This is a genomic window from Chryseotalea sp. (genome assembly GCF_057350905.1).
This window is the reverse complement of record NZ_JBMRCF010000012.1, coordinates 1-21,912: the sequence shown is the minus strand read 5'-3', so window position 1 is coordinate 21,912 and position 21,912 is coordinate 1. Positions and strand designations below refer to the sequence as shown.

Below are 21,912 nucleotides of genomic sequence, written 5' to 3'. Positions count from 1 at the left end.
TGCCTATTTTACTAAAGCATGAAAATTGAAGAAGAAATAAAGCAAAGCAAGTTTAAGACACCTTTACAGAAGGCGCTCTTGAATTTGATTTATACGGCTAACTGGTTGCAAAACAAGCAACAGGATTTCTTCAAACCGCACGGCATTACTGCCACACAATTTAACATCCTGAGAATTTTAAAAGGTCAGTATCCCAACAGCATTTCAGCCACTGAAATTAAATCGCGCATGCTTGACCGCAATTCAGATGTATCTCGCTTGTTAGATCGTCTGGCTCAAAAAAATCTTATTAATAAAAGTACCTGCCCTAACGACAGACGTGCAGCCGATGTAACCATCACTAAAGACGGTTTAGCGCTGCTCGAAAAAATCGGCTTCACCGTTGATGACAATGTGATCGCCCTAAACGAAAACGAAGCAACGCACCTAAGTGATTTACTGGATAAGTGCAGAGGGTAAAGAAGCTGCTAGCTGCGAGCGACTAGCTTCTAGTTTCTGACTGCTGGTTCTACACCAATGAAAATGGAGAATCTGATGTACTTTTTATAAGAAACTTGTGTCTATGTTTCTCATTCAAAAATAAGCACCGACTTAAGCTCTATTAGCGTACAACACTTAGCAGCTGGTTGCCAGTAGCCTTCAACTGGTATATTACGATGCAATTTTATCCAGTTCTACTTTTACAAAGTCCATCAATTCCTGAATGTAGGCTTTGCTGAAATCGAAACGGATGTTAGCTGCTTTGTACACTTCGGGTATTGACCTTGTATATCCTAGCTTCAAGGCATTTTGATAACCTTCCAATCCCTTCTTTTTATCGGCTTTATAATTACGCCAGACAGCAATAGCACCTAATTGTGCCATTCCATATTCAATGTAGTAGAAAGGCACTTCATATAAATGCAATTGCTTCTGCCAGAGGTAATGCTTGTTTTCTTCTAAACCATGCCAATCGGTATGTGTATCCGCAAAGGCATCTGCAATCGCTGTCCAGTGCGCCTTGCGTTGTTCAGTAGTATGATTCGGATTTTCGTAAATCCAATGCTGAAATTTATCGATGGTGGCTACCCAAGGCAAAGTCTCGATAATATCTTCCAGGTGTTCGCGCTTGGCTCGTTTTAAAGATGCTTCATCCTTAAAGAAAACATCCCAATGGTCCATGGATATTAATTCCATCGACATAGAAGCCAGCTCTGCTACTTCAGAAGGTGTTGATTTAAAATCATTCAACTCCAAATCGCGCGTCAGGAAATTATGAATGGCATGTCCACCTTCGTGCATGATGGTTACCATGTCGCGTAGGGTTGACGTTGCGTTCATAAAAATGAAAGGAACACCCACTTCAGCCAAAGGATAGTTATAACCACCAGGTGCTTTACCCTTTCTGGATTCTAAATCGAGGTGCCCCATCGCTTTCATGATAGCAAGACACTGACCTAAAAAGGGATCAAGTCTTTTAAATACTTCAATGGTCTTATCTGTCAGGTCTTTGCCGTTTTCAAAGACTTTCAAGGCATCAAGTCCTTCAGGGTCAACCGCTTTATCCCAGGGACGCAAAGCATCTACTTTTAATTTTTCTTTTCTGTCTTTGGCCAGCTCATTTAACATAGGTACAACCTGTGCCTGAATAGAGGTGTGAAAATTAAAACAATCTTGGGGTGTGTAATCAAAGCGTCCCAAGGCTTTAAACATATAATCGCGGAAATTTTTAAAACCAGCATTGCCTGCTACTTCATGACGTAGGCCGATTAGTTTAGTAAAGAGTTCGTCTAGTATTTGCTTGTCTTGTAATCTGCGTTGTGCAATTTTATGATACACTTCTTCACGTTTCTTTCTGTCGGTTGACATTAAGATAACGGCTGCCTGTTGCAGGGTCAGTTCTTTTCCATCCACCTCCACTGCCATGGCTCCAGAGATCTGCGCGTATTTTTGTGTTTCTGTATTGATTTCTGTGAACAGTGGCACATTTTCATCACGGAACAATTCAATTTCTTTCTTCAGGTTGCGCACCATGATGTCGTAACCAATTTCTCGTTCTATCTCTTTCAGATAAGGCGATGCTGCAGCTTTTTTATTCAGCTGATCTGCGATAGGTGCAATTTGTGGCTGAATATTGACAATGAAATCCTGATAGGCCTGACTGTACGCTTCATTATCGGTGTAGCAAGTCATGTTGATATAGCGCCACGCCATATCCTCGCTAATTACCGACTCCAGTTCACTTCGGTGATGAAACCAGGTGCGCAAATCCTGCACTGATTTCAATTCGCGGTTTAATAAAGTATCAAAATAGGGTTTCAGGTTTTCCCAGGTGGTTAGGGTAAAATCTTCTGGTAAGAACGTACGCGCAGGGCGTTTCAATACTTCTACAACTTCAGCCATTTTTCGTTACTTTTAACGTCTGCAATCTAAAATAAAATTGTGAAACTACTTATTGACATTATCGGTTGGGCCGGGTCTTTTATGGTTGTAGCGGCCTACGGACTGAATAGCTACCAAAAAATAAAATCAGACTCCATCATTTTTCTATTGCTCAACTTTCTGGGGGGTCTCTTTCTTATTCTTTATACCTACTATATCGAAGCCTTTGCCAGTACCTTCCTCAATGTGGTTTGGGTTATTATTGCCATTCCTGCCTTAATCAAATTCACTAAACATAAAGCTGCTTAAATGAAAACCTATCCTTTTATCCTCCTGCTTGTTTTACTGGCTTGCGAAAGCAAAAAAGATGTTGGCAGCATAGAAAAAATCGATGAAAGTTTTGACGCGATTATCGAGCCAAATACATCAGTTGAATTTTTAGCCGAAGGTTTTGAATGGAGTGAAGGCCCCGTATGGATTGAAAGTGAGAAAATGTTGCTTTTCTCCGATGTGCCTAAGAACATTATTTATCAATGGACAGAAAAAGACGGTTTGCGTGAGTATTTATCACCCTCAGGCTATACGCAGGAAGAAGAAGGTAATTTAGGCGAAGGTTCCAACGGACTTTTATTAAACGCAGAAGGGCAATTGGTACTTTGCCAGCATGGCGACAGAAGAATGGCCCTGATGGAAAGCGCTGTGAATAATCCAAGTGCTGATTTTAAAACACTTGCCAATTATTTTGAAAATAAACGTTTCAACAGTCCGAATGATGCAGCATTCAACGCAACAGGGGAATTGTTTTTCACTGATCCTCCCTACGGCCTCGCAGACCTTGACGATGATAAAGCCAAAGAAATAAAATTCAATGGTGTCTATCGTCTTAACGAGTCAGGCGAGGTAAGTCTGCTCATCGACAGCCTGACAAGACCCAACGGTATCGCTTTTGTAAACGACAGCACTTTTATAGTGGCTAATTCAGACAAAGCCAAAGCGAAATGGTATCAATACACACTGCGCGATGATAGCATAAGTGATGGAACAATTTTTTATGATGCCACCACTAATGCACAAACAGAAAAGGGTTTACCCGATGGACTAAAAGTTTCTAAAAAAGGAATCATCTTCGCCACCGGCCCGGGAGGCATTTGGATATTTGATGCCAATGCAAAACTCTTAGGTAAGATTAAAACCACCATGGCCTCTGCGAATTGTGCCTTGGATGCCGAAGAGAAATTTCTCTACATTACTTCACATAATTATTTGCTTCGCGTTCAACTTCAGTAATGCAAACTGCCCAACAAAATATTCGCATACAATGGTGGGTGGCTATACTCTCCATTACCCTCCTGCTCATTAAACTCATTGCCTACTACTTAACCCACTCCGTTTCCATCTTAACCGATGCTTTAGAAGGCATCGTGAATGTGGTGGCGGGCTTTATCGGACTTTATAGTTTATATGTTTCTGCGAGACCCAGAGATAAAGATCATCCCTACGGTCATGGCAAAGTGGAATTTATATCAGCCAGTCTGGAGGGCGCCATGATATTTCTGGCGGGCACTGCCATTTTATATCAGGCAGTTGTTTCCCTCTTCAATCCCGTACCTCTTCATCAACTGGATGTCGGTATTTTACTGGTGTCGGCAACAGGCGTTGTTAATTTTATTGTAGGTAAAATTTGTGTTAACAATGGCAAGAAAAATAATTCACTCGCACTCATCGCCAGCGGCAAACATTTACAATCGGATGCCTACTCCACACTCGCCATTGTTATTGGTTTGGCCCTACTCTATTTTACACAATGGCAGTGGGTCGACAGCGTGGTGGCTATCGGTTTCAGTTTCTTTATTCTGTATACAGGTTTCTCCATTGTAAGAAGTTCCGTGGCTGGTATTATGGATGAGGCCGATGAAGCCTTATTAAAAAAACTGGTAGTCGTGCTGGAGAAAAACAGAAAAGAGAACTGGATTGATTTACACAATGTGCGCATCATTAAATACGGCAGCACTTTGCATCTAGATTGCCACCTCACTGTGCCATGGTATCTCAATGTACACGAAGCACATCAGGAGATCGATATCCTGGCAGCACTCGTACGCCAGGAGTTTGGTGATTCACTTGAGTTATTTGTTCACTCCGATGGATGTCTCGATTTCTCTTGTCGTGTGTGTGAGAAAAAGGAATGTGCGGTACGTAAACATTCTTTCGAGAAAAGAATAGAATGGGATTTACATAATTTGGTAAGTAATGAAAAGCATAAGATTCATTAATTCAAAATTTGAAATTTAAAATTTGAAATTTTCTTTATGTCGTGGATTTATTTAATGATAGCAGGTTGTTTTGAAGTAGGCTTCACCACCTGTTTAAAGCTCTCCAATAATTTTACCAACTGGAAATGGAGCGTTGCTTTCTTTATCTGCATCTCCCTCAGTTTTCATTTTTTAAATGAGTCTATTAAAACCATTCCACTCGGCACTGCTTATGCCGTATGGACAGGCATTGGTGCAGTAGGCACGGTGCTCATTGGCATCTTTATTTTCAAAGAGCCTTCCGATTTTTGGCGTGTGTTTTTTATCATGCTTCTGATCGGTTCTATTATTGGTTTAAAATTGGTTTCTAAATAATCATACGATGTCGTTTAGTTAAGCTTTCTTTTTGGCCCTGACTTTGCCATAACGGCTACGTGCAGGCAGGCTCACCTCCAATCCTCTCCAAAGGAGAGGATGAATTTGGAAGCTTAACTAAACAACACTAAAATAATAATCTATGACACTCGAAATTTTTCTTCGCTACATTCACTTCGTCAGCATCTTCGCCATTGTCAGCGCCCTGGTGGCAGAGCACTTGTTGCTCAAAAAAGAAATGACTCCAGCCGAGATTAAACGCCTTTCCATCATTGATGCTGTATATGGCTTGGCTGCCCTCACCTTACTCGGTGCCGGCCTCACGCTATGGTTGGGAGGGCACGGAAAGCCAACAACTTTTTATACAAACAATTGGATCTTCTTATTAAAGGTCGGCCTTTTCACCCTTGTTGGTTTGCTCTCCATCTACCCTACTGTTTTCTTCATCAACAAAAGAAAAAGCACTGCCGATAAAATTGTTATACCCAAATTAATCGTCTGGATGGTGAGAATCGAGTTACTGATACTCTTCATCATTCCATTGCTGGCTGGCTTAATGGCCAAAAGCATTGGTTATTTCGGATAAGAAAAAATCACTCTTCAGATTTTACAGGCCACGGAAAAGGTTCGTATACCAGCAAGTGATCGTGAAACTTTTCCCAGGCCACTGTTAAAGGATTAAAATATTCGGCTATGGTTTTTCCCAGAAAAAGTTTGTAATCCATTTTACTATTACCCGCTACAACATAACCAGGATAATAAAATAAAATACCAATCGACTTCAGATAATGTAGGGTGTGCAAGATCAAAAGCTTACCCGGACTGTAGTGTGCATAAGCCGGATTAAAAAAATGCAGAATAGAAGCTGCAGTTGTTTTACCTACATCGAAATACCCTGCGGCCACCAACTCATGACCAAAGCGCAATTCAAGCTGCATGGTATTAAAAATGGAATGGTCGTCCGGTAATTCCCCAAACAAACCTTCATGGATACTGGCAGCCGCTTCAAAATCAACTTCACTTAAATATTGTGTATGCAGATGCGTGAGTTCATCGCTTGGTGTTTCGTAAGGTTTAATCGTTACCGAGAAGACAGCTGATTTTTTCAACAAGCGCTGATGACTCTTCCGTTGTACAACAGCAGGAACAGGATACCGCAGCCAATGCACCCGATACACCTGGTCAAGTTGAATGTGCGAAGTGGTAAAGATATCCTGGTGCATTCTGTACCAACCCAAAGCCAGCAATTGATCCAATTGCTCACCCGGCAGTACAGCGGGCGACAAACGTTGGTAGTAGGGTTGCATCACAAGGCTTGTATCTTAACACACAAGTCTACGCAATGCAAGCAAGAATTACAATGGATGTGCAGTGCTTACTCGCCTGATTCGTTGGTGTGGCAAACCTCGCTCAATCTTACCTGATAATGCTTTTGACCTTCATAATTAACCAAAGCCAAACACGATGCACAGTTACCATTAAAATTCTCCGGGTCAAGTTCTGCGTAAAAAATTTCTTGCTGAGGTTCCTGTGAGCCTAGCTTTACAGCATCCGGCAAAGTACATTCTAACACGGCAAAAAATACGTTTGCTTCATTACCCACCGATTCACCAAAGTGATAAAAGCGACTGTCCTGAATTTGAAATACAGCAGTGCCACAAATACTGCGCAGTAATTTTACAGGCACACAGGTTTTGACGGTAGACAATTTTTCGTCATCACAAGAAGCACTCAATAAAAACAAAGAAACAATCAAGAGCAGGGCATTTTTCATGTGTTTGTAATTTTTGGTTTAAAGTCTCATGCACAAGTGCATTTCGGCTATAAAAAGCATGTGTTTTTAATGTCGTTTAGTTAAGCCTCTTTAATCATCCTCTCCTTTGGAGAGGACTAGAGGTGAGGCAAATAAGAAGCTTAACTAAACGACACCAGGTGCAAAACATGCAGAGCCATTTCATCACTATAGACAACCCATGGCGGCAAAGGGTTGGAAGGCGCTGTAATTTGAAATACAATATCGTTTAGTTAAGCTTTCCTCTTATTTAGCCCAGCATCTGCCGAAACGGTTTCGTGCAGGCAGGCTCACCCTTCCCTCTCCAAAGGAGAGGATCAATGGAGCTTAACTAAACGACATCGAATTTGAAATGTTGAATTTATAATTTACCGATTTGCCGAATCTGAGCAAAACCGCTATTATTGCAGCCCTATTGGGGCCTTTAGCTCAGACGGTTAGAGCACCTGACTCATAATCAGGTGGTCGCTGGTTCGATCCCAGCAAGGCCCACTGATAATCAAGCACTTACGAAAGTAGGTGCTTTTTTTGTTTTTAGCGACTAAAGTATTTCGGGCAGCCCTTCGTGCCTCAGGCCGGGCCACGCCTTTCGCGTGGCTTCAATCTTTTTGCATCATGTAATAGCCCCGAGGCAAAAAGGATTTCCGCTGCTATCCTTGTTGCGGCATGCGTGTAAAAAATAAAATAGGCTTGATTCGAAAGACAGAAGTTGCTGAGGTTCTTTGGAAAATCTTTAATACAAATTGAAAGTTCTGCAGCATCGGTAGTCCGGGATCGCTTCGCTAAGATGTCGAACAGTGAGGGCAACCTAAATACTACATGGTCACATCAAGGGTCGTAGCGAGACGCTACGACTAATCATTGAAAAGTAATTTTCAATATTATCACTTTTCTTTAGGTTAGTATTCAATTAAAATTGTTGATAAATAAATGCCAGATAGCCACATCAAGGGTCGTAGCGAGACGCTACGACCAGTGTGGGATCATGTAAATATTCCAATAATAAGAATTGGAATTATTGATGAAATTATAAAAATAAACATCAATATACCCTTTACTATTCTGTCATTTCTGGATTCAGAGCTCCATCTTAATTCAAATTTCTCTATCTGTTCACTATATTTTTTGTAATTGTATACTATAAGAACCAAATAAATAAAACAAAATAAATAAGTAATGCCCTTGGCGTAAGGTATAGTATCTACTCTACTAAACAACAGCCTAATTATTACAGCAACTAAAGCACCGCATAACAGTGTCTGAACAAGACTGATAACAATAACGGGTGGAATACTTCTGTAATCCTTGTTTGTGTTTATCTTATACAAACGATAATAGAAGTAATCAAAAAAGAATTTTTTGAACATTAGTCTTTACTTTAAAGAGTAATCTACAGCGGTACCTAATCTATCGGTTAGCGAAAATCCAGTTGTGGCTCCAACCGCAACGTCAGCAAGGGCGTATGCAGCGATCAATGTCCCAGTAACTGGGTTAAAAGCACCAACAACCAATAATACACCCAGTGCTGTTTTTGCACCATCTCCCCATGTAAAACCATCAGCATCGTATGCACTTTCAATAGAAGAGGCCAAAATACCAACACCGCCTAATATAGGTCCAGCAACATACCTCATAAATTTTGTTCCTGCAATTAAAGAGGATTTGGTACGTGCTGACTTTGCTAATGCTGAATGAATGTCAAGAGAAGATTCAACACTCCATGAAAAAACTCCTAACCCTCCTGTAGCTCCAGATGCTGTAAAGAAGTCTGATTGCTTACCGCTGGCCAGCCATGGGTTTTCAAAAACATCCCAAAAGCTTGATCTATTATCTTGCTCACGCTCTTCACCCAAAAAATAACCTGCATAAAATACATGAACCACATTTCCTGTCTGGTATCGGAAAACCTCATCGTCTTCATCCGTAACTTCTTCTCCGTCTACCGTTATCGTAGGGCTATCGTTTCGTTTATCCTCAGGGTTGCGATCTTTTCGGAAGACTACATCAAATACTGTAGGACCACCCGGTCTGCTTTGGGCAATCCATTCAGAAATAGTCAGACCATCAGCCCCAACAGTTTCTTCCCCCATTAAGCCCAGCGGATCAGCAAATCGTGTGGGGTTGTTAAATCCGAAATGGTATTGTGATATGCCGCTTAGCATATGTGCCATAGGGTCAACCTGCAAAAATCTACCTGTTGTAGCGTCATAAGATCTGAAAGGTGTTTGAAGCCAGTTTAATCCAAGATCAGTCTGCTCTTCAATACCATTAAAGGTGTGCTTTTGTTCCAGGCTGTTCTCCCGACTGTGCGCATTAAAAGCATGGCCAAAAGGATAATAGTCAGACATACTAATAATTGGACTTGTTCCATTGGTGACACTGAAGTCATCGAAGTATACTTCTATACCAACTTCCTCATTAGACAAGTATATGTAGACGTAACCCGGTTCAGTAATCTCAATAGCGGGTGTAAAGAGTCGTTCGTGTGCTATGCCCTCAGGTGCAAGGCTGCCGTTCTCTCTGGCCGCGGTGCTTATCCGGTCAAATCCACTTTTGGAAGCAATGGGAACAAAGTTTTTATCAAACACAATCCAGTTCAGGTAAGCTTTAGGTGCTCCTGCTTCTTCTTGCGTTTTATTTAACAAGTTACCATAAGGTATAGTAGCTGCTCCGGGGCTGCCGTAGCCACCACCGTCAATGACAGTACCTGGTGCTGCAGCGCCACCTGCTATAGCTCCTATAAAATTCTCTAAAGCAGTACTTACATCCGGTTGGCTTACGTCTACATATTTAGCAAATACCTCTGCACTGATTACATCACCCGGCATTACCGCTAGTGAGTAGGCTAACCCATAGGTTTCTTGTGGTGAGCCACTAAGGCGCATCGCATATTGGGTGCTACCGGTATTGGTATGGTCAAAGAGTGTGGAGTTCACTTTACGAATATCGTTATATTTCAGAAAATTCCCTTGTTCTGAACTGGCTTGTGATGTTTCTAAGGTCGCGGTAGTTGTTTCAACAGATTCTTTTGTTGTAAACGTTAACCGCACATTTCCTACATGATCTTTGAGGTGATACTGGTACTCATCAGTAGCGGGCAAGTACCGTCCTTCAGCATGATGAATAAATGTAATGGCATTATTCTCTAACACCAATTCTCCAATGTAGTCAGTTCTTTTTACCAGAGTTGGTCCTGCAAAGAGTTCTTGTGCCATCTTTTTCCCGGCAGCATTATACGTATAGACTATCCTTTCAGTACCTTTTACAACTTCCTTTACAAAATTCAGGTGATTGTAGCTTATGTTACCATCAAGCATAAGCCCTTTGTTTTTATCTCTTATAAGATTTCCATTGCTATCGTAGCTATAGTCGTCATTACCTGTGTTTCCATTAATAAAACCAGCGTTGGCATCATGGCTATCATGCACATAATCTAACTTGTTGCCGGTGTATCCATAAGCAAGGTTATCAAGATTACTGCCATTCACACCTTTTCGTATCAATGTTTTAATGTTACCATTCAAATCATAGGTCTGGCTTTCTGAAAAGGCTTGGTTATTGTTCTGCCATATCCCGGCTGTACGTTCATAATGGGTAGCATTTTGCAGCCTGTTCATGTTATCATACTGGAATGTATACGCTTGCTTTTTTACTCCAGCTCCATATCCCTGACTCCATTGTATCGCTGAAAGATTACCATTGTGCGTAGGGGTTGTTGATATCCCATTAATAGCATTTTCATACGCCATCTCCATTCCAAAATAGTCCCTCGTGGTATTGCCATCAGCTAAGACACTCACGTCAGCATTATTCATGCGCGTAAGCCAACCTTGTATATTATAACGGTAATCTACAACCTGGTTAAATTCCGGTTTAATCGCATCTGCGGCTTCCTGTTGTGTAAATCCGATTCGAGCGCTAAAGACTGAGCCTGCAGGTGCATGAAAACCATTTGTAAGTCTTACACTGCTTGTGGCAACCAGTGCTTTTTCAGCAGCATTATAAGTGCTCCTTTCAATCACCGCGCTATGCACAATACCTGTCTCCCCTATTTCATTATCAACAGGAGGATATTGGGCGGCATGCAGTCCTTTACTAACCAGTTGACCTAGCTCATTATAATAATTAGCTGACAATACAACTTCCTGAGCGTTATTCACCTTATGCTTTTTAACAAGCAATCTTTTCATATGATCATAGGTGAAGCTTTCTCTGATCTGGGTGTCAACATTGTTGATTGTATACTTTCTGATTGAGTGTGTTATACTTCCGTTAAAATCGTATGTATTGCTGAGTCGCAAAACTCCCTTCTGATGGTCACTTATATTTTGAATCAGTCTGTACTTTGAATCATAATAATTGACAGATCGCATCCATTCTCCTGTAGTCAAATTCTTTAATAGTTGTGCAACAATAAGACCTCTTACATTAAGAAAGTTTAAAGCAGGATGCCCCGAAAGCGACTGTTGTTGATAAGCGTATGCTGCCGGATTTTTAAAGGCATCGTAAGCGTCATAGAATGTAACACTATAATAACTGGCATTATCCGTTACCTGAGGAAAAGATGCATTGTCGTAGCCAAGTACGTTACCCGTTGACCCTGCCATGTAGGTTTCAAACCATGCCTTGCCTGCAGTTAAATTCGCGTAATAGTTGTTTACATTGCTTTGCATTGCCTCCCTGTCACTATTATTAAAATACTTGCCAGTCATTACCGGGCGGTTTAAGTGATCGTATTTTGTAAACGTCCACTCTTTTGATGCAAGCGACCTTTGGTTGCCATCTTGACTTAACACCAACCTGTTACGATTATCATAAACCATAAAAACAGGTTCTACCCCTGGAACAGATTTTACTATAAGCCTCTTTTTTGCATCATATCTGTATTGAAATGCCCATCGTTTAAGAAAAGCTTCTTTTGAAGTATTATCAGATCCACCATGAAAGTATTCACTACTTAGTCTGGTAGTAGCTTCGGGAGGTAATACACAAACCAAGCTACCGAAATCATCATAGATGTAATACGTGCTTGCAAAATTTATATCATCAATGGGGGTTGCATTTGTTCCAATCTGCATACGTTTTAAAAGCGTACGCCCTTCATTGTCTTTGTATTCGATTGAAAGCTTATTGTGTTCGTCAAATGTTCTGGATACAAATACCTTATTCGTGGGAAAATAATTTGGAGCACCCGTAGTTCCTGCTTCAATCAGCTTTGTTTGTTCATTATAGTTCCAATTGAGTATTTCATTTACCTTATTCAACTTAAATTCATGTTTCACCGATCTGTCAATCCCTACTAAATCTATTACAAAAGTTGTATTAGCCCCATAGTTGGTCATTCCGAAACCTGTTACAAATGCATCTGTTGAACCAGTCGACTCAATAAAAATGTAACCGCCTTTAATTGATGCGCGATAATTCCCCATCGCAATTAGTCCCAAATCAATGTCGTGGATATACGAATTACTCTGGATAACTTGAACATATCCCGTCTTTAATTTAGAAGATGAGAAACCTGCGCTAAAGGTAACGGTTAGCACATTATTCGTTATCTGAACGGACACACTTCCCCCACCACCTGAGGGTGTAACGAGAAAACCAGCATAACCAAAAGATTGGCTGTAATTTGAATATTGCATAGCTCCTGGCAACGGTTGCCAGTTAAGCCCTGGTGCACCTTGTTTTCTAATTCTATTTAAAGGACTGGCTTCAAAAATGGCTGCTGAATATGGTTTAGTATCATCAGCAATATCATCCGAAGGATTGTTATAAAAGTTGGTTGCAATGCCTGTGTAGTTGCCACTCTCATCAATGATTTTAGGCCTGTAAGAACCATCAGTTGCCGATGGGGAAGTAAAAGGTAAGTAGCTTCTTGATTCTCTCCCAAAGTCATCATAGAACACAGGCAACACAATGTCTTTGTAAGTTGGTGATCCTTGTTTTATGACATGTTGAGCGGGTCTTCCCAATCCATCGTAATAGCTTGTTTTAGTAATTACCTTCGTTGCGGTACTGCTTTTGGTTGCATTGGCATCAGTGAATTCCTGCAGGGGTGTAAAGGTAGAAACTCGGTTAGTCCAATCTTGATAGTCGACTAATTTAACTGAAATTGCTTGACGGGGATTTATCGGAAACCCACACCCAATCTCATTCTTAAGTGTTCCACCAACATAAAATGTCTTCACTCCATTAACTGTAGAGCTCTGATTAATTGTTGTATTGAACGTTGCACCTGTGTGCAATAGAGTGCCTCCTGAGGGGCTGTCATACCATTCGTATACGCTACTTAAAACATTACTATTTTCATAAAGACTGGCAGATGCTTTTAAAGTAGCATTACCAATGCCAGCTGATGTACACACAACTGCCCCAGAAAATTCTGAACCATTATAACTAACAGATGGCGACAGCTTAAGAGTTGGTGTAGTATTATTTGCAATAGTGGCTGTTACTTTTGATCTTGGACTTTCACATCCGTTGATTACAAGACTTACCCAATAAGTAGTTGTAACTGTTGCTTGTACCTGTGTCTGAAAAACTGCACAAGTACCTACTGAAACTATTGTACCTGAAATGTAATTACTACCTGTTTCACTGGTATACCATCTATGCGCAATTGATTGCGGACAGTTAACATTACTTGTAGCACCAATTGTTACAGGTGCACTAGGGTTTCCACATGTATTATAGGCACTATAAGTGGATGGCGCTACGCATTGTGCGAATGACCTAAAACTTACACCTACAAAAAGTAAGAATATAAAGAATAGAATATTGATTTTTTTCATTTCTTGAGTCTTATAGTTACTACTAGTTTTGACCTGATTGATGGTAATCAAAAACCTGCAAAATCTTACCTTCATTATCCTTTACCGCTGCCAGTCTTCCTCGTTGATCGTATTCATAGAAGATGATTTGTCCATTAGCATCCGTTTTTGAGGTAATACCATATTGGTTGTAGGTATAGCTGACCATTTGAGCATTTGGTAAGGAAGTGCGGATCGCATTCATTCTTGTTCTGAGCAGCACATCAGATAATAAATCATTACTTGTAAAAGTTAAGTCTATTGAATTTGCTATTGCTGCAGCCGTGACTTGATTATAATCTGCCCCTATAATTTCTGCTACCGGAAACGTATTCATGTAGCTCCATAAGTAGGAAGTGACAGTGTTCTCATTGCTGTATACTTCGAGTAAATTACCATTAGTACCGTACTTATTAAATACAATAGGTTGTGATGAATAATGTTCATCAATACTTAGTGTAAAATTCCCACTACTTCCCTGAAGGCCTGATGGATTAAATTTATCGCTATCAAGTCCTGAACCATTACTAATTACACTTCCTACTTGCAAAGCGTTGGATGACTCTATATTCCACCTCATATGAGGTAATGCAGTATTGTTAAAGACTTTATAGCCTGTAAATGATCCAGCTATAAGTAATCCATCTTTCTTTTGTATTGACTCAATTGGCACATTAATGATATAACTATTAATAAGCTTATTTAATCCCAACACCTTCCAATCGCTGCCTGTAACATTGGGATCTGTTGTAAAATCTAAGGGATACTTGTAAGTATTTTCTAAGTAGGTTCCGTCACTATTATTCACTGTTTCACTATGCAAAAAATTTTGAGTATTATAAGTGTAATCCGTTTCAGTTGAAAACATTTCTGTGCCATCATATTCTGTAGTCTCCTTTGAAATTAGATTATACCTTGTCATGTATGTTTTAAAAGCTGTTACATAACAAGTTTGTGCACCTGCGGTTGTGCTTGTGCACAAATCAAATGGGTCTTGAAGCACTCGTCTGACGTACTGAGAATTAGAGATTTGGTATTTATACCTTGTTCGTCTAACAGGATTATTAAAATCTGAACTATAAATTTCCTCGCTGAGCAGTTTACCTCTCTTAAATTGGTTGTCCGAATAAGGTGAGTACACACTTCGTGAAGGGTCACTTGAAACCCCTATTTCATCAGGGTGTGATTCAGACCAGATATCAACATCAAAATTACTGAATTTGTAAATTGTAAATCCATTCACTGCATTTCCAGTACTTCTTGAAGTCTCCACTACTTCAGAATATCCTATGTGACTTCCTGAGATATTGTAACCAAATGATCTTACCGCTCCTGAAGAAAAAATACTGTATTGAAATAACACACCTTCACTATCTCTGCCTGTATAATTTTCCCAATAGTATTTTGGATAGCCACCAAGTACTCCACTGGAAGAGAGTTGCTCAGCAACGCTTTGAGAAGTGTAATTTCTGACATAATAATAATCCTTGATGAGGGCAGGTCTGGAATCTGTAATATTATTATAATGAGATATACGCTTAACTCGAAGACCGCCAGCAATCTTGTTGGAGCCAACGTCAATAACAGGAAAAGACGGGTTTTCTCTATCCACTACTTTAGAGAAGGTGTGTGGTTCATATTCATAACTAACTGCACCTCCCGTAGGGTATTGAATTTGCTCAAGAATTTCTGCCTTCAGAAACTCTCCACTTATATCTGGTTCACGAGATTTATAAAATTGCTGAAAATCTGTTGCTGAACTACCTAGGGAAAAATTTGAAGTTGGTAGGCCATTGTAAAAATCCCAGTGATCATTGCTTTTTATTTCATCATAACCTGGTAATTTTCTGGGGTTGTATGTAAATAAGTACGGAGGATTTTCAACAGGGGCGCCAGAAGCATAAGATATTTCTTTAAGGCTAAGAAGTTTTAACCGAGAGGTTGGTTGATCATCATAAGAAAACTCAAAATGCTTCAATGAAGAACTTGCAACGACAGTCATGTCTGTTATACGAATACGATTCAGTTTGTACCATTTTCGCTGATTACCAAAACCCGTTACACCAGGCGTAGTAAGTGGCTTAAAGTATACAGGTAGCGCACCCCAAGTTCCTCCTTGACCAATTCCTGCATCTATGTCAAAATTTGTTGGCCAAGTTAACTCATTCGTTTGCTGTTTATCAAAGTAAATAGACCCTTTTGGGTATGTAATCGAAGTTAGATAAACCGGAAACATTATAACACCATCATTTATCTCAGTCGGCCCTGTAGAATTACTACATTGGATTGGAAAATTTTTTGAAAAATTTGACCATCCTGATTGCTTAGCGTCTCTTGATGAGGATGAATAAAGATACTGTTTTGACATTGATGTAATGATATCCCCTGGTTCGTAGTTTAACTGGATAACCTGACCAGTGGGAATTGTTATTTTTGTTAAAAACCATGTAATTGGCTCAGGGCCTGCATACTCTTGGGATTTATAAGGCACTAAGTATTCAGTCGCATTAACACCTCCAAATTCAAATTTGACGCCATCTGGTGTTACCAATGTAAATTTATTAAAGTATCTATCTGACCAATTATACTTTGTACTATAAGCACCATACGCATTAATACGATCTAGAATATTGGCTCGTAACCCACTCTCTCTTATAAATCCTTCACCCCATCCTGGATTAAATTCAACTTTTATTTGATCATCTGATACCACTTTCCATTGTCCATCATGTCCCATGAAGAATTTTCCGGAGTAACCCAAAAAATTAAAACTAAATTCGTCAGGCATTGCTTCCAGCCTTGGATCTAGACTGGGGTAGTAATCATTTGCATATTGTGTTAATCGAGATGCACTAAGCCAATCTGTATCACTTCCAGCTAATTTTGAATAATTTGAGTAAAATCCAGTTCCCTGATCGTTTGACTTATGAGTCCTTTCATCAATTTGACCATAGGTAGTTCTTGAAATTGCCCCTCCTGCCATAAGTGACCAGCCCAGGCCTGTCCAACCAGGATGGCTATGAACCCTAACTGCGGAAGGATGATAGCTTAAAATAATTGGCATTTTAAAATCACCTTGTACTATCTCATAAATAGGTATACTGATATCAGGGGTGCCTGTAAATTTGCTTACTGGAACATCTGTATACAAGCCAAAACTAGCGGCATTGGGAGAGGGAAAGCTTATACCTCCAGTATTAGCGGTTTGAGCAAAACTGGAACTACAGAGTAGTGAGAGAAGTAAAATACTTTTTATAGTTTTCATAAATTTGAATAGTTCATTTTTTCAATTGTTCGACCTCTTTTTTCAACTCAATCACATACAAGGTCAACTCCTCCACCTTCTTTAACAACAGCATATTCATCTCACTCAAATTAATACCATTTGCCTCCATCTCTTTGGCAGAAGGTACTTCAGGTAAATGCTTGTTGGCTTTGATGTAGGTTTCTATTTCGGTGAGGGAGGGCAATTGGTAGGTAGGCTCGAAAACGTAGTCGGGGCCGGGCACGTTGAGGTCTACTTTTACTTCTTCCGCATGAACAGTGCCCTTCACCGCGAGTTTAGCATCAGGGTTGGTGGTGCCGATGCCTACATATCCCTGGTTAATTGTTAAATAAGTTTGATCAGCATTACCCCATGACTGAATATTACCATTGGGGTCTCTTTCCCACCATGTTAACGTATTAGCACCAGGCGTTAAAAAGGAAGCGTCAACAGATATTCCATCATGTAACCGGGTATACCACCATTGACTCCCAGGTGCATCTCTAAGCAACCATTGATTATGCATAATCGTATTATGACCACGGCCACTCACCCGGAATAAAAGCTGATGATCTCCTACACTTTCACCCAATGAGGTTGGTTCATGAACTTCTAATCTGGCTTTTGGATCAATAGTGCCTATACCTACAAACCCTAGCCTACCGCCACCACTACCGTTATCCGCAGCTCTCACGTATAAGGCATCACTCCATACTGTTGAATTGCCGCGAACAGCTAATCGAAAACTTGTTAACCCATCACCGTCATTAGTACCATATAATTTTGCTCCGTAACCATTACCCCAGCTTGAGTTTAGAAACTCAAGATTGTTTTTATCTTCGCCCAATACAATACCAGCAGACGATAGCGTATTGTTAAGAGCATTTCCCACCATAAATTTATTTCCTACTTGTACATTGGTTAGAGCTTTAAATGAACCAGAAACTTGCATATCACCACTTGTATTTATCGCAGCCACAGGAGTCAATCCTGGAACACCCCATGTCCAACCCCATCCAACTATGTTAGGCATATTGATTTTGATACTATAATCTGTAACAGGCCCATACATGTATTCCGCTCCTGTACCCATGTGTATCTTAAAATTATCGCTAGACCAAAATCTTAAACCATTGCCATCTCCTGGCAACACGTCATAGAAGCTTGTTTGCGCACACAACCAAGACGTACATCCTGTGATCAAAAAAAATGTTATTAGTAGTTTTTTCATTTTATCTTTTCCTCAAGAGTTATGATTCTATTATTTTGAGCAGTAATAATTTTATTTTGCTCTATCAAATGCAACGTCAACTCCTCCACCTTCTTTAACAACAGCATATTCATCTCACTCAGATTAATGCCATTCGTTTCCATTTCTTTAGCAGAAGGCACTTCAGGTAAATGCTTATTGGCTTTGATGTAGCTTTCTATTTCGGTGAGGGTGGGCAATTGGTAAGTAGGTTCAAAAACGTAGTCGGGGCCGGTGCCCGCGTTAACATCTACTTTAACTTCGGTGGAGTAGACTGTTCCGTTAATGGTGAGTTTTTGTGTGGGGTTGGTGGTGCCTATACCTATGTATCCAGTATTTCCTCCTCCAACACCGTTAGTACCTGCATGAACAAACAATGCATCTGTCCATGTCGCTGAATTACCACGAACAGCTAATCTAAAACTAGTTAACCCATTTCCTTGATCAAGTCCATACAACTTTGCACCAAATCCAGCTCCAAAACTTGAGTTTAAGAATTCAATATTATTCTGGTCTCCTCCTAATGCTATCCCATTTGAAGAGGTTATGGTTCCTGTGTTAGTTCCTAAAGTCAGCTTGGCCACAGGAGCACTGGTACCAATTCCAATATTTCCATTGCTATTAATCCGCATTCTCTCAAGCATTTCAGCTGAATTGTTAGGTGTTGTAGCAAATAATAAATCTCCACCAACAAAGCTATTCCATGTAGAATATTCCGCGGCAATAACGGCTAAGGATTCATTTGATGATTGAGACAATCCAAATTGAATTTCAGATCTTCTTCCAAAACCTCCGCCAAACCCATTCATTATTCTAATAACAGATTTCTTATTTTCTCCTAATACCGTTTGATCTTCAACAGCGCTGATCGATAGTTTAAAGCCAGGATTACCTACTCCAATCCCAATATTACCTTGATTTATCGTCATGTAAGTTTGGTTGCCATGTCCCCAGGATTGTATGTTGTTGTATGGATCTCTCTCCCACCACGTTCTTGTGTCAACGCCTGGTGTTAAGAAACTTGCATCAACTGAAATGCCATTATGGACTCTTGCCGTAAACCAATCATCTCCATCTGCATCGCGATATAGCCACTCATTTATCATTAAGTGATTAACATTTCCGGTCATGGAAAATCGCGCTAATAATCTATGACTACCCATACTTGTACTAAGTCCACTATTTTCAAGTACACTTAATTTAGCTTGAGGCGCAGATTCACCTATACCTACATTACCAGTATTGGTATTGTAAGCATGAGTTCCACTAATATTCCATTGCCCACTAACACTTATGGTCATAAAAAAAAGGTATGCACCTAAAACAATTATTTTCATTACTTTATTTTTAATTTTAAAAATTCAATTTCTTTACTTTGCTCAGCAAGTTGTTTTTGTTGATCAATATTATTTTTTTGTACTTCAATAAGATAGAGCGTCAACTCCTCCACCTTCTTTAACAACAGCATATTCATCTCACTCAGATTAATGCCATTCGTTTCCATCTCTTTGGCAGATGGCACTTCGGGTAAATGTTTGTTGGCTTTGATGTAGTTTTCTATTTCGGTAAGTGAGGGCAATTGGTAAGTCGGTTCGAATACATAGTCGGGGCCGGTGCCCGCGTTAACATCTACTTTAACTTCGGTGGAGTAAACAGTGCCGTTGACAGTGAGTTTTTGAGTGGGGTTGGAAGTTCCTATTCCAACATTGCCATTGGAATTAACTCTTAGCCCGCTTGTTGCATTTTTGTGAGGTGCAATAACAAATGATTGATTGTTGGTTAAAATAATACCTGCATCTCCGTCTCTGGAAATTCCATTATAGCTGCCGTTTATTAAATTAGGCACTATTAAAATATTAGAAATTCTTACTGCCGCTGTTTCTATAGCCGGTTCTTCTATATCAAGTTTGGCAGTGGGAGTTATCACCCCTCCAATCCCAACGTTGCCATTTGCAGTGACTGTAAATCGTTCAACTCCTGGTGTAAATATTCTGAATCTGCCAGCAGCATTATCTATTTGGAATGGAGTATGACCCGCATCATCTAAAATGATTCTAGGGGTATTTCCCAATACTCCTATCCTTACATTATCCTCAGCTCTGGATGTTTCTCCACTAAGCGGGAGACTAACCTGAAGGCCTTCTGGTGATGATGTTCCAATGCCAACATCACCAGTAGCAGTAATGCGTAATCCACTAAGGCTTGGTGCATGTGGTGCTATCACCAATGATTTTCCAGTTTTAAAAATAAGCCCGATATCACTGGCTTGAGAAATATTATTCCATCCACCCCCACTCAAATCAGGAACAATTTGAAAATCCATGGTTTTAAAGGCTGGATCATTTACTGGTATTAAGCCTGTTTCAATTTTAGCTGTTGGTGAATTTGTACCAAATCCGAACTTACCATCATTTGTAAGGGTAAACTGGTTTTCAGCAAATAAATCGCCTCCATAATTGAGTTTGAATTTGAATCCATCTGATCTATCAATACCCATAGAATACCAGGCATCGCCAGGATCGTGAAATGTCAAAAAAGCATCATTATTGTCTCTGGTAATTTCCAATACTCTTCCATCTGGATTCAGGAGTTTTGTGTAACCATTCACATGCACCTCCCCATCAGGTGCGGTAGTCTGGACAGCAGTGCCTAATGGGATGGTTAACACTTGGCTGAATGCAGAACTGCCAGTAATGATAATCAGCAGAATGTAGTAACTAATTCTTTTCATCTATCCGCTTGGTTAAATATTCAATCTTCTTATTTGCCTCAATTAAATGCAAGGTCAACTCCTCCACCTTTTTCAGCAACAACATATTCATCTCACTCAGATTAATGCCATTCGTTTCCATCTCTTTGGCAGAGGGGACTTCTGGTAAATGTTTGTTGGCTTTAATATAGTTTTCTATTTCGGTGAGTGAGGGCAATTGATAAGTTGGTTCGAAAACATAGTCGGGGCCGGTGCCCGCGTTAACATCTACTTTAACTTCAGTGGAGTAAACAGTGCCGTTGACGGTGAGTTTTTGGGTAGGGTTGGTGGTGCCGATGCCTACATAGCCATTACTATTAACCAGCAATCTCCAATCTCCACTATGAAAAAAACCTATTGGACTTGTTCCAACTAAGTCAGTTTGTCCTACGAAGGCGTGCTGAACCCCGTCACTACCAGTAAACCAAACTCCGGCAGAAGCATAACCATCTGATCTAATTTTTAATCTTCCACCAATATCAAGTTTTTGAGAAGGTTCTAATATACCAATACCAACATTACCTCCATCAGGATTAATCAATACATTTTTCCATCCACCGCCTCCCTCATCTAGCCTGATTCTCGTGCCGGGATTATTACTATCGTCAGTATTTTGAAATAATATAATGCCTTGTTGAGCATTTCTAAAAATCCGAAAACCGTACATCCCATTCGAACGACTGATCTTAAAAGCATGATCAGCATTTGATGTTAAATGAAGTTGACTATTTGGAACATCCGTACCAATCCCCACATTCCCCCCGTTATAATAAATATTACCCGTTGTTTGATTGTTTGGATTCCATTGTGCAATAGTACTGCTTGTAATAAAGACAAATAGAATCAAGGTTAGTTTTACTCTCATTTTATTTTTGATTTCAATAGGTTAATCTCTTTTTGTTGTTCAATCAAATGCAAGGTCAGCTCCTCCACCTTCTTCAGCAACAACATATTCATCTCACTGAGATTAATACCGTTAGTCTCCATCTCTTTGGCAGATGGCACTTCAGGTAAATGCTTGTTGATTTTAATGTAGTTTTCTATTTCGGTGAGGGTGGGC

The 21,912-nt window shown here is 40.0% G+C and carries 15 protein-coding genes, 1 tRNA gene and 1 pseudogene; 7 read left to right on the top strand and 10 right to left on the bottom strand.

Going from position 1 to position 21,912, the window contains the following annotated elements:
- Nucleotides 1-18 precede the first annotated feature (18 nt).
- Entirely contained in the window at nucleotides 19-459 is a 441-nt protein-coding gene (locus ACO1XM_RS15475) for a MarR family transcriptional regulator (RefSeq protein WP_486230593.1), read from the top strand.
- Nucleotides 460-651: 192 nt separating this feature from the next.
- On the opposite strand, the gene ACO1XM_RS15470 is transcribed toward ACO1XM_RS15475, so the two are convergent.
- Nucleotides 652-2,382 (bottom strand): M3 family oligoendopeptidase, encoded by a 1,731-nt coding sequence (locus tag ACO1XM_RS15470; protein WP_486230591.1) that lies wholly within the window; start codon nucleotides 2,380-2,382, stop codon nucleotides 652-654.
- 39 nt (nucleotides 2,383-2,421) lie between these two features.
- Between ACO1XM_RS15470 and ACO1XM_RS15465 the strand changes: the two genes are divergently transcribed.
- The 5 genes from ACO1XM_RS15465 to ACO1XM_RS15445 all read left to right on the top strand — a co-directional run bounded on the left by ACO1XM_RS15465 (nucleotide 2,422) and on the right by ACO1XM_RS15445 (nucleotide 5,574).
- A complete protein-coding gene (locus ACO1XM_RS15465; protein WP_486230589.1) occupies nucleotides 2,422-2,670 on the top strand; it encodes a CBU_0592 family membrane protein in 249 nt (82 codons plus the stop codon).
- On the top strand, nucleotides 2,671-3,648 hold the full coding sequence (locus ACO1XM_RS15460; protein WP_486230587.1) for an SMP-30/gluconolactonase/LRE family protein: 978 nt from the start codon (nucleotides 2,671-2,673) through the stop codon (nucleotides 3,646-3,648).
- Entirely contained in the window at nucleotides 3,648-4,634 is a 987-nt protein-coding gene (locus ACO1XM_RS15455; RefSeq protein ID WP_486230585.1) for a cation diffusion facilitator family transporter, read from the top strand. Before ACO1XM_RS15460 ends, ACO1XM_RS15455 begins: the two co-directional genes overlap by 1 nt.
- A gap of 36 nt (nucleotides 4,635-4,670) precedes the next feature.
- Entirely contained in the window at nucleotides 4,671-4,988 is a 318-nt protein-coding gene (locus ACO1XM_RS15450) for a DMT family transporter (RefSeq protein ID WP_486230583.1), read from the top strand.
- A gap of 142 nt (nucleotides 4,989-5,130) precedes the next feature.
- The gene (locus ACO1XM_RS15445) at nucleotides 5,131-5,574 is read left to right on the top strand and encodes a DUF2214 family protein (RefSeq protein WP_486230580.1); all 444 of its coding nucleotides are present in this window, start codon (nucleotides 5,131-5,133) and stop codon (nucleotides 5,572-5,574) included.
- Nucleotides 5,575-5,581: 7 nt separating this feature from the next.
- Here ACO1XM_RS15445 and ACO1XM_RS15440 read toward each other — a convergent pair whose 3' ends face one another.
- The gene (locus ACO1XM_RS15440) at nucleotides 5,582-6,295 is read right to left on the bottom strand and encodes a GNAT family N-acetyltransferase (protein WP_486230578.1); all 714 of its coding nucleotides are present in this window, start codon (nucleotides 6,293-6,295) and stop codon (nucleotides 5,582-5,584) included.
- Between the two features lie 68 nt (nucleotides 6,296-6,363).
- Nucleotides 6,364-6,762: a hypothetical protein gene (locus ACO1XM_RS15435; RefSeq protein WP_486230576.1), complete on the bottom strand. Its 399-nt coding sequence runs from the start codon at nucleotides 6,760-6,762 to the stop codon at nucleotides 6,364-6,366.
- A 436-nt stretch (nucleotides 6,763-7,198) separates the two neighbouring features.
- Between ACO1XM_RS15435 and ACO1XM_RS15430 the strand changes: the two genes are divergently transcribed.
- Nucleotides 7,199-7,272, top strand: a tRNA-Ile gene (locus ACO1XM_RS15430).
- Between the two features lie 881 nt (nucleotides 7,273-8,153).
- On the opposite strand, the gene ACO1XM_RS15425 is transcribed toward ACO1XM_RS15430, so the two are convergent.
- The 7 genes and pseudogenes from ACO1XM_RS15425 to ACO1XM_RS15395 all read right to left on the bottom strand — a co-directional run.
- Complete coding sequence (locus ACO1XM_RS15425) at nucleotides 8,154-13,571, bottom strand: DUF6443 domain-containing protein (RefSeq protein ID WP_486230574.1); 5,418 nt, start codon at nucleotides 13,569-13,571, stop codon at nucleotides 8,154-8,156.
- A gap of 22 nt (nucleotides 13,572-13,593) precedes the next feature.
- On the bottom strand, nucleotides 13,594-16,854 hold the full coding sequence (locus tag ACO1XM_RS15420; protein ID WP_486230572.1) for an RHS repeat protein: 3,261 nt from the start codon (nucleotides 16,852-16,854) through the stop codon (nucleotides 13,594-13,596).
- Between the two features lie 13 nt (nucleotides 16,855-16,867).
- A complete protein-coding gene (locus ACO1XM_RS15415; protein ID WP_486230570.1) occupies nucleotides 16,868-18,085 on the bottom strand; it encodes a hypothetical protein in 1,218 nt (405 codons plus the stop codon).
- Nucleotides 18,082-19,404: a hypothetical protein gene (locus ACO1XM_RS15410; protein WP_486230568.1), complete on the bottom strand. Its 1,323-nt coding sequence runs from the start codon at nucleotides 19,402-19,404 to the stop codon at nucleotides 18,082-18,084. Before ACO1XM_RS15410 ends, ACO1XM_RS15415 begins: the two co-directional genes overlap by 4 nt.
- 35 nt (nucleotides 19,405-19,439) lie before the next feature.
- Nucleotides 19,440-20,834, bottom strand: coding sequence for a hypothetical protein (locus ACO1XM_RS15405; protein ID WP_486230566.1), 1,395 nt, complete (start codon nucleotides 20,832-20,834; stop codon nucleotides 19,440-19,442).
- Nucleotides 20,821-21,717, bottom strand: coding sequence for a hypothetical protein (locus tag ACO1XM_RS15400; RefSeq protein ID WP_486230564.1), 897 nt, complete (start codon nucleotides 21,715-21,717; stop codon nucleotides 20,821-20,823). Before ACO1XM_RS15400 ends, ACO1XM_RS15405 begins: the two co-directional genes overlap by 14 nt.
- Nucleotides 21,714-21,912, bottom strand: a pseudogene (locus ACO1XM_RS15395) (hypothetical protein); the annotation flags it as partial. The gene ACO1XM_RS15400 and the pseudogene ACO1XM_RS15395, both read right to left, overlap by 4 nt.

Bases quoted from the DNA above. Each gene is read 5' to 3' on its own strand.
- ACO1XM_RS15475 (WP_486230593.1), top strand. From the start codon at position 19: ATGAAAATTGAAGAAGAAATAAAGCAAAGCAAGTTTAAGACACCTTTA.
- ACO1XM_RS15470 (WP_486230591.1), bottom strand. From the start codon at position 2,382: ATGGCTGAAGTTGTAGAAGTATTGAAACGCCCTGCGCGTACGTTCTTA.
- ACO1XM_RS15460 (WP_486230587.1), top strand. From the start codon at position 2,671: ATGAAAACCTATCCTTTTATCCTCCTGCTTGTTTTACTGGCTTGCGAA.
- ACO1XM_RS15455 (WP_486230585.1), top strand. From the start codon at position 3,648: ATGCAAACTGCCCAACAAAATATTCGCATACAATGGTGGGTGGCTATA.
- ACO1XM_RS15450 (WP_486230583.1), top strand. From the start codon at position 4,671: ATGTCGTGGATTTATTTAATGATAGCAGGTTGTTTTGAAGTAGGCTTC.
- ACO1XM_RS15445 (WP_486230580.1), top strand. From the start codon at position 5,131: ATGACACTCGAAATTTTTCTTCGCTACATTCACTTCGTCAGCATCTTC.
- ACO1XM_RS15440 (WP_486230578.1), bottom strand. From the start codon at position 6,295: ATGCAACCCTACTACCAACGTTTGTCGCCCGCTGTACTGCCGGGTGAG.
- ACO1XM_RS15435 (WP_486230576.1), bottom strand. From the start codon at position 6,762: ATGAAAAATGCCCTGCTCTTGATTGTTTCTTTGTTTTTATTGAGTGCT.
- ACO1XM_RS15425 (WP_486230574.1), bottom strand. From the start codon at position 13,571: ATGAAAAAAATCAATATTCTATTCTTTATATTCTTACTTTTTGTAGGT.
- ACO1XM_RS15420 (WP_486230572.1), bottom strand. From the start codon at position 16,854: ATGAAAACTATAAAAAGTATTTTACTTCTCTCACTACTCTGTAGTTCC.
- ACO1XM_RS15415 (WP_486230570.1), bottom strand. From the start codon at position 18,085: ATGAAAAAACTACTAATAACATTTTTTTTGATCACAGGATGTACGTCT.
- ACO1XM_RS15410 (WP_486230568.1), bottom strand. From the start codon at position 19,404: ATGACCATAAGTGTTAGTGGGCAATGGAATATTAGTGGAACTCATGCT.
- ACO1XM_RS15405 (WP_486230566.1), bottom strand. From the start codon at position 20,834: ATGAAAAGAATTAGTTACTACATTCTGCTGATTATCATTACTGGCAGT.
- ACO1XM_RS15400 (WP_486230564.1), bottom strand. From the start codon at position 21,717: ATGAGAGTAAAACTAACCTTGATTCTATTTGTCTTTATTACAAGCAGT.